Annotated in this window: 6 protein-coding genes; 3 read left to right on the top strand and 3 right to left on the bottom strand. The window is 39.8% G+C overall.

Features of this window, described 5'->3' with window-relative positions; translation table 11 throughout:
- Positions 1–121: 121 nt before the first annotated feature.
- Positions 122–1,141 carry a hypothetical protein gene (locus tag CDG79_RS37335; protein ID WP_143855705.1) on the bottom strand — a complete coding sequence of 340 codons (1,020 nt, stop codon included), beginning with the start codon at positions 1,139–1,141 and terminating at the stop codon, positions 122–124.
- Positions 1,142–2,176: 1,035 nt separating this feature from the next.
- Between CDG79_RS37335 and CDG79_RS37325 the strand changes: the two genes are divergently transcribed.
- Entirely contained in the window at positions 2,177–3,001 is an 825-nt protein-coding gene (locus CDG79_RS37325; protein WP_094346583.1) for a carbonic anhydrase, read from the top strand.
- A gap of 398 nt (positions 3,002–3,399) precedes the next feature.
- Here the strand turns inward: CDG79_RS37325 and CDG79_RS37320 are convergent, their stop codons facing one another.
- Positions 3,400–3,858, bottom strand: coding sequence for a BON domain-containing protein (locus CDG79_RS37320; RefSeq protein WP_094346582.1), 459 nt, complete (start codon positions 3,856–3,858; stop codon positions 3,400–3,402).
- 473 nt (positions 3,859–4,331) lie between these two features.
- Here CDG79_RS37320 and CDG79_RS37315 point away from each other — a divergent pair, with 473 nt between their 5' ends.
- Both CDG79_RS37315 and CDG79_RS37310 read left to right on the top strand, forming a co-directional pair.
- On the top strand, positions 4,332–5,252 hold the full coding sequence (locus CDG79_RS37315) for a ribonuclease D (protein ID WP_094346581.1): 921 nt from the start codon (positions 4,332–4,334) through the stop codon (positions 5,250–5,252).
- Between the two features lie 365 nt (positions 5,253–5,617).
- Positions 5,618–6,460: a tetratricopeptide repeat protein gene (locus tag CDG79_RS37310; RefSeq protein ID WP_094346580.1), complete on the top strand. Its 843-nt coding sequence runs from the start codon at positions 5,618–5,620 to the stop codon at positions 6,458–6,460.
- Between the two features lie 93 nt (positions 6,461–6,553).
- On the opposite strand, the gene CDG79_RS37305 is transcribed toward CDG79_RS37310, so the two are convergent.
- Positions 6,554–8,122 carry a sodium:solute symporter family transporter gene (locus CDG79_RS37305; RefSeq protein ID WP_094346579.1) on the bottom strand — a complete coding sequence of 523 codons (1,569 nt, stop codon included), beginning with the start codon at positions 8,120–8,122 and terminating at the stop codon, positions 6,554–6,556.
- Positions 8,123–8,241 lie beyond the last annotated feature (119 nt).

Below are 8,241 nucleotides of genomic sequence, written 5' to 3'. Positions count from 1 at the left end.
ACCAACTGATCATAAGTAATCATAATCTATACTATTTCTGCTGGTTAGAGAATTCTGTATTTACTAGTATTATAAGCTATCAGTATTTTAGCGATCGCTCTTTGGGGAAAAACTTTTTGGTTTACTGATCATTCGGTTCCCCTTGCGGAATCGACTTTAAAAGCTTCCATAGTTCACCATCTTTCGGCATCGGGAAGATTCTAGCGTGTTCGTTTTTTGTAGGCTTGTGAATACCTAATCGGTAGTCATAACTTCTGTCAAATACAATATTCTCGTGTTCCCACTTGACATCATTCCACCACAAACCAGCCGCTTCACCAGGTCTACAACCAGTGAGGAATTTGAATTTAAGATAATTAAACCAGTGAGGACAATTCATCTGAACGTAGTCAAGTATTATTTGCACTTCATCCCAGGTGTAAGCCTTTGTTCTGTCAAGGATATCTGAGTCGCTATCGATATCGTCTGACTGATTAATTACTTTAGGCTTACGCTTAACCTGTATGTCCTCTGACATCCCATCATACAAGTCAATTGAAACTAGTTTTTGTTTCATTGCTATTCGATAAGCTTTAGACAACTGAGACAAGACCTCTTTAGCAGTCTTATGATTCCTATTTTCAAGTAGCCAGTTATGGACACCTAATGGATTATTTTCTCCCACAGCTTCTATTGCTTGTTTAATTGCCCTGTAATAAACACCCCTGAACTCTTGATGATATGTTGTTATCGCTAAATCCCTGTTTTTTTTGTACTCGCAATACATATCCCAAATTTCAAGGGTTGATAATTCAGGTCTTGGCGGTAACTGTCCACTTGATGTAACAGCACTCTCTACTATTCTCAAGTCGGCTCTTAGTTTGTACTCAACCAAAATTTCATTGAACCGTTTCAGAATAAACATCCCGCTGGGGCTAGTCAATTTCCCCTCATCTAGTTCAATCTGTAACCGTCGTTGCAAGTTATCTGCCTTGTCCTCCCATCCATCGACTAGCGATATACCTGTTGCCTTCTTTACTTGATTTTTCTCGCCTGGGAAGGGCGAACGGGGGAAACAAGCCTTGATGCAAGCCCCGTCAGGTCTGATGGTTACTTGTCCCTTTTTAGCCTTACCTGTTGGTGTCTTTGGTGAATTTACCATAATGCTCATTTAATGCTCAAAGTGTGTAATTCAGTTTTTTTTAATTGGTATATAAGCATTATATTAATTAACGCGCTTGAATCAACCCATAGGCGCTGGTTTACTTGGCTAATGAAGAACAAGTGTATCAACTAATTAAAAATTCGCAAGAGGGTAGGAGGGAGGATTGGGGATTATTGTAGGTAGATGCGTTGCGGTGAGACTCCAAGCTTCATCCGAAAGGCTGAACGCAGGCGATCGCTCAGTGTACAGCGAAAATTTTGATCTCGCAAACTGACCATTCAAATTTTCCCAGAGCAGATAAAATCGTGTCAGATTAAATTACTTGTAATTCAAAAATCTCTGCGTCTGCGTGTCTTTGTGTCAGTCCTCATTACAAGTATTAAAAAACTTTACTTAAAATATATTCAAATCTAGTCAGATATAGTCTTTTTCGGTTTTGGTAATTTTGCAATCCACGCCCTAACAACATCAGAACTCGATACCCCTCTGTTATCCGCCTCTTGTTGCAGCTGCAATAATTCATATTCCGTTACCCTGACAACTAACCTCTTGTCTCTCATTTTGTATTACCATTTATGCACACATTAATGATAGCGTAATGCAGTTAGTAGAGCAGCGAATCAGGGAGCAAGTAGATGCAATGTCATTTGCTGCTAAGAACTTATGGAACGTTGCTAACTACTCCATTCGACAATCATTTTTGTCTGATCTTATAAGGGTTTAAGTGCAAATGTGAAGCAGTTGGTATAGTTTGAATCATCTGGTTTGTATATATCATCGGTTTATCATGACAACCAAGCGATCGCATTTTTATCTCAGGATATAACTAATAACGTGACTTGCTAAGGAACAGAGGCGAGCAAGGGAAAAAAGCAACTCTACCATTTGGTAGAGGATATTAAAAGCACCAAATGAATTTATAATATAGTAATCTTTACAATTCTAAAAACGTAGAAAGAAAGCCCTCTTTACTACCTCAATCTGCTTTCTGTGATTTGGCTCTTAACCCGCAAATATTTGTAGAACTTAGTAATGAAGAGATTAATTAAAGGTCTGCGCGAATTTAAATCTAGCTATTTTTCGACACATCGACAATTGTTTGAGCAACTTTCACATGGTCAAAAGCCCAGGGTATTGTTTATTACTTGTTCTGATTCGCGTCTCGATCCAAATCTAATTACACAAGCCCAAGTCGGTGAATTATTTGTCATTCGCAATGCAGGTAACATCATTCCACCGTATGGGGCAAGTAATGGCGGTGAAGGTGCGACAATTGAATATGCTGTTCAAGCTTTAGATATTCGCCAAATTATTATTTGTGGTCACTCTCATTGCGGTGCAATGAAAGGATTAATGAAGTTACACAGTCTCAGCGATGAAATGCCGCTTGTACATGATTGGCTTAAATATGCAGAGGCAACTCGAAGGTTAGTTATAGACCACTATAGTGACTATGACGGAGAAGAACTGCTAGAGATTATGATTGCCGAAAATGTTCTTACTCAAATTGAAAATTTGCGGACTTATCCAGTGATTCACTCTAAGCTTTATCAGGGGGAACTCAGCATTTATGCTTGGATTTATCACATTGAAACAGGAGAAGTTTTCGCATACGATCCCCAGAAGCACGCTTATGTTTTACCTCAGACTCAGCTTCCAGAATCAGAAATAGATGAGTCGTTCAGAGGTCAGTATGCAAATACCAATGTAGCAGTGCATTCCCCTCAAAACCAGCAAAATGATGTTCAACCTTATGAAAAAGTGTCTGTTTCTGCATTTGAGTGGTTTCCAATGAAACGCCTTTCTCCAGAGCAGATGGAGCGAATTTATCGAGGTTCAAATAATAATGGAAGTTGAAAGATGAGAATATAGAATTATAACTCCATATATCACCATAACTGAAAAAGATTTGGCAGGATTAGACTTAGACTGCTTGGTAGATAAGCTGGCGGTAAGCACTGCATGAAAAAACTTTAGACTAATCAAATTTCGCTCTAATTACATCTTGGAGATTTTCAGGTATTTCTAAAAAGAAGTCATAGCTAAACTAAAGTTTACTCAAGTGGACGGAAAAATGGTTTCAGTCTTTTTTATAAGACTTTAACTATTAACTATAGGTTTAGAAAGTCATTCAAGTGGCATCAACTACCTACTGCTTACATTTGATTTAAGCAAGTAAAAAACAGAGACTTACACAGATGTAAGTCTCCATTTGGCTTTTATGCCGATACTAACTGAAAGCTTCAGTTATTCTTTTATTGCTTTTTTGCAGTTCCAACTTTTGCTTCCACCTTCACCGTCTTCACACCTTGAACTTCCTTAGCCAAAGTTTCAGCTTTCTTAAGTTCTTCAGCAGAACTTGCTGTGCCTTTGAGGATAATTTCACCCTCTTTGTTTTCAACTTGTAACTTATTGCCTGGTAAACCTTTGTTCAACTTTGTGCTAACTTCAGTTTTTAAGTCGCTCTTAACTTTTGTTGCGGCCGTTTTTTCCGAACCAGTTTTAACTTTAGTATCTGTGGTAGCTGCTAAAGGAGTAGCTTCTGTTGCTGGAACTTTAGCAGTTTCATTTGTCACAGAAGCTGGTTTTGCTGGTACTTGAGCAGCTTCATTAGTAGTACTAGGAGTTTCTGAACCAGTTTTAGGAGCCTCTTGGCAGCCAAAAGTACCAACTACCAAAATGCTACTAACTAGTAATAGAATTAGCTTTTTCATTATCTATCTCCGAATTGAGTATTTGAAGCGATTAATTGAGGTGTGTGTGATGTTGAGGAGCAGATGTTAAAAAGCAATTAAATGTGAAGTAGCAAAAGTGCCCAAGCAATTACTCAGGTTACTGAAAACTGAAACTTGGACGATTTCTTAAGGCTCAGATTTTGCAGCCATTTTTGAAAAGCGCCAATTCAATTTTCCTAACGGCTGCTAACCAGCATAGCTCTGCATAGAGTCTGTCGCTCTCTGTCAACTTAGCGTAGATGCTAAGGAGCTTTTTTGAGGGTAGACTATGCAGCCTTACAGTGGTGACTTGATGTTATCAGATTTGAGGCAAGTTTGGCGATATCTACGCCTACACAACTCAAAATTTCGGTGTTTTTGCAATATTGTGCCAGCAAAATTACCAACTAAATGCTACTTTATAAAACTATGGCTTGCTTACAATGCCCTAAATATCCAGGAAATATCGGCTAATGCCCTACCTCACTTCCGCCAGCGAAATTAGTGCTATTGTCGCTGAATATACCAATGCAAAAACACTGTGGATAGATACAGAAGTAGCTGACTATAAAAGTCGTAATCCCCGACTATCACTGATTCAGGTGTTAGATAATCCTCAAGATATGAGTGGCGATCGCGTCTACCTTTTAGATGTGTTAGATAAGCCTAATATTATAGCTGAATTTATTGAAGAAGTTATGATAAATTCTGCCATTGAAAAAGTTTTTCACAACGCTAGTTACGATTTAAAACTTCTCGGTAATAAGAAAGCTAAAAATATTACTTGTACTTTGGAAATGGCAAAAAAAATTCCCTACTATCTTTTGCCATTACCTAATTACCAACTCAAAACCATAGCTACGGCACTTTGTAGCTTTAACAATATCGATAAACAAGAACAAACAAGCGATTGGGCAAAACGCCCCCTGACTGAAGAACAGATAGAGTATGCTTACTTAGACTGTATTTATCTTGCTCAAATCCACTTAAATTTGTTAGGTTTACAAGCCCAAGCCAGCCCCGAACCGGCAACGGAAGATTTAATATCACTAAGTACTAGATACTCACAACTTGAGCAACAATACAAGTTGTTGAATTCAGAATTTGAGCATTTGCAAGAACGGATGAAAAAAGCCATGCAAGCTCAGAATATATCTGAAACTTCTTATCATAAGCTGACAAGTTCCGATCGCACTACAATCAAAGCTAGTTTTACAGAATTATTAAGGCTAGTACAAACCCAAGATATTGATTTAGATTTCCCTGTCACATTAACTCAGAAACTCCAAAAAGATTTAGGGGCAAATCTGGAACAACTGTCTGTAGATATTGAAAAAACTACCTCTTGGCGGCTAACTTCTAAAACTCAAGAGAGTGAAACAGAAGATGAGTAAATTGTCTATAAGGCTACAAATGTCAGAATTTAGGGAGTGATTATTTCAAACAAATCTTAACATTTCAAATATATTTTTCAAAAAGTATCCTAAAAAACATGATTAACAGTAGTTTTCTGTTGAGAAATCTATTGTCAAGAAGTAGAGAGATGACAATAAGCAAAAGTAGGATTGACAATTTTTATACTTTATAATTCAGATTTTTTATTTAATATAACTATGAAAGAAATATATTGAATATCAGGTAAATTTGTTAATTGACTTTAAACGTCTATCAAAAGTTAGAATGACAATTGAGTTAAAGAATTAAAATCTAGATTTTGGTACTAAGTGTGTTCAGGTGTTATGGCAGTTTATATTAAATTATGAGACGGCGTTTATTTGGGCAAAAGCAAACAAGGGTAAATCAAATATTTACCATAGCTATTTTTACTACATTGACAGCAATTAGCAGTGTTTCTTGTAGCAAGAATGACAATGTTTTGGTGACAGAAATAGGAGTTACTACACCTAGCCGTCGTTCAGCTACAGCTTCCAGAGGTGGAGAATTCTATCTTCAGGGAAAAAATCAGCATTTAAACGGCGATTTACAAGCTGCGATCGCTTCCTATAGTAAAGCAATTAGTCAAAACTCTCAATATGGCGCTGCCTACAACGGCCGGGGATTAGCCTACTTTGATTTGGGAGACAAAGAAAAAGCGATCGCAGATTACAATCAAGCCCTCCGCATTAATCCTAACGACGCTGAAGCTTACAATAACTTGGGGAATGCCCGCGCTTCACTAGAAGGTAACAGAGAAGCAGTGAAAGATTACAGTGAAGCGATTCGCCTTAATCCCAACTATGCCGAAGCCTACAACAACCGAGGAAATGCCCGCGCCGCCAATGGAGATAAAAAAGGGGCAATAGACGATCTCGATCAAGCAATTCTCCTCAACCCCAAATATGCGATCGCTTATAATAACCGAGGAAATGCTCGTGCTGCCAATGGAGATCCAAAGGGTGCGATCGCAGATTACAATCAAGCCATTCGCCTCAACCCTAATTTTGCCCCTGCCTACAACAACCGAGGAAACGCCCGCGCCACCAATGGAGACAAACAGGGAGCTATTAAGGATTTACAACAAGCAGCAAGCATCTTTCAAAGTCAAGGTAGCAACGACTTATATCAACAAGTGATGAAAAACATCAAAGAGCTTGGACAGTAGGTAGGGAGTAGGGAGGAGGGGAAGCAGGGGAAGAAGAACTATTAGATTATTACCCTATTCCCAATGACAAATGACAAATGACAAATGACAAAATCACATCCCAGAACCAATGTGAATGCGATCCTCAACTTCTGCAAATTTTTCCTGTGCTTGTTGTTCACTAGTCAATAGTGAAACGACAATAGCCACAATAAACGCTAGGGGAATAGTAACTAATCCCGGATTTTTCAGTGGGAAAGGTGCAGAAGCGTGCTTGAGAATTGTCACCTGAATAGTAGGTGATAAATAAATCAGCAGTAACGAAGAAAAAGTACCGACTAACATACTCGCAACCGCCCCGCTAGTAGTGAAGCGTCGCCAAAGCATTGATAGCAGCAATGCTGGGAAGTTGGCACTAGCTGCGATCGCAAATGCTAAACCTACCATATAAGCGACGTTTTGTCCTTTAAACAAGATACCCAGAAATATCGCCAGTAATCCCAAAGCCATTGTCGCGCCGCGAGCTACCTTCAGTTGTTCTGACTCGTCAGCATGACCTGAGCGCACCACGTTCACCCACAAATCATGAGACAGTGCAGCCGCTCCTGAGAGGGTTAACCCCGCTACAACTGCCAAAATTGTCGCAAAGGAAACAGCAGAAATAAAGCCTAAGAAAGCATCACCACCGAGAAATTCTGCCAACATCGGTGCAGCCATGTTACCACCAGTCCCAATTTGCTTGATGGCATCTTGCCCTACTAGCGCCATTGCTCCAAAGCCCAGGATGAAGGTAAGGAGATAAAAAACGCCAATAATAGCTGTAGCATAAGTAACAGAGACGCGTGCGGCTTTAGCGTCTGGTACTGTGTAAAAACGCATCAGAATATGGGGTAATCCAGCAGTGCCGAACATCAACGACATCCCCAAGGAGATGGCATCAAACGGGTCAGAAACCTGTTTGCCTGGAGCTAATACACCTGGATACTTGTCTGCTGCGGCGGCGAAAAGAGCGAGTGGGTTAAAACCAAATCTTGCCAGTACCAAGATAGCTAGCAAGATAGTTCCGCCGAGCAACAAAACTGCTTTAATAATTTGTACCCAAGTGGTGGCAATCATCCCACCAAAAATCACATAGGCCATCATCACACAACCGACGATGACCACGGCTAATTCATAATCAAAGCCAAACAGTAGTTTAATTAGCTCCCCAGCCCCTACCATCTGGGCAATTAAGTAAAAGCTAATCACTGCCAGCGTTCCAATGGCAGATGCGATGCGGACTGGTTTTTGTTGTAAGCGATAAGCCACTACATCGGCAAAGGTGTATTTGCCTAAGTTACGTAGTGGTTCCGCAATCAAAAACATCACAATCGGCCAGCCCACCAGGAAGCCAATAGAATAAATTAAGCCGTCAAAGCCGTTGAGTGCCACCAGCCCAGTGATACCTAAAAAGCTAGCTGCACTCATAAAGTCTCCTGCTAAGGCTAGCCCATTTTGGAAACCACTGATATTACCGCCAGCTGTATAGAAGTGGGCAGTATTTTTGGTCAGCTTTGCCGCCCAAAAAGTAATGCCTAGAGAACTGACAACAAACAGAAAGAAGAAGGCGATCGCTAACGGGTTAAACTTACCAAGACTGGTAATATCCGCCGCTAGTGGCAGATCCAACCACACACTATTCATGCTTTTTTGGTTTAGTATTTTGGATTTTGGACTAGAAATTGCTAATAGCTATTGGGCATTGGGGAAAAACTTACTGGAACTTCTCCTCTGCTCCCTTATCCCCCTCATCCCCATTCCCC

The organism is Nostoc sp. 'Peltigera membranacea cyanobiont' 232 (genome assembly GCF_002245985.1).
Classification (GTDB): domain Bacteria; phylum Cyanobacteriota; class Cyanobacteriia; order Cyanobacteriales; family Nostocaceae; genus Nostoc.
Note: the sequence above shows the minus strand (reverse complement) of the source record. Positions and strands in the feature narration are given on the sequence as shown.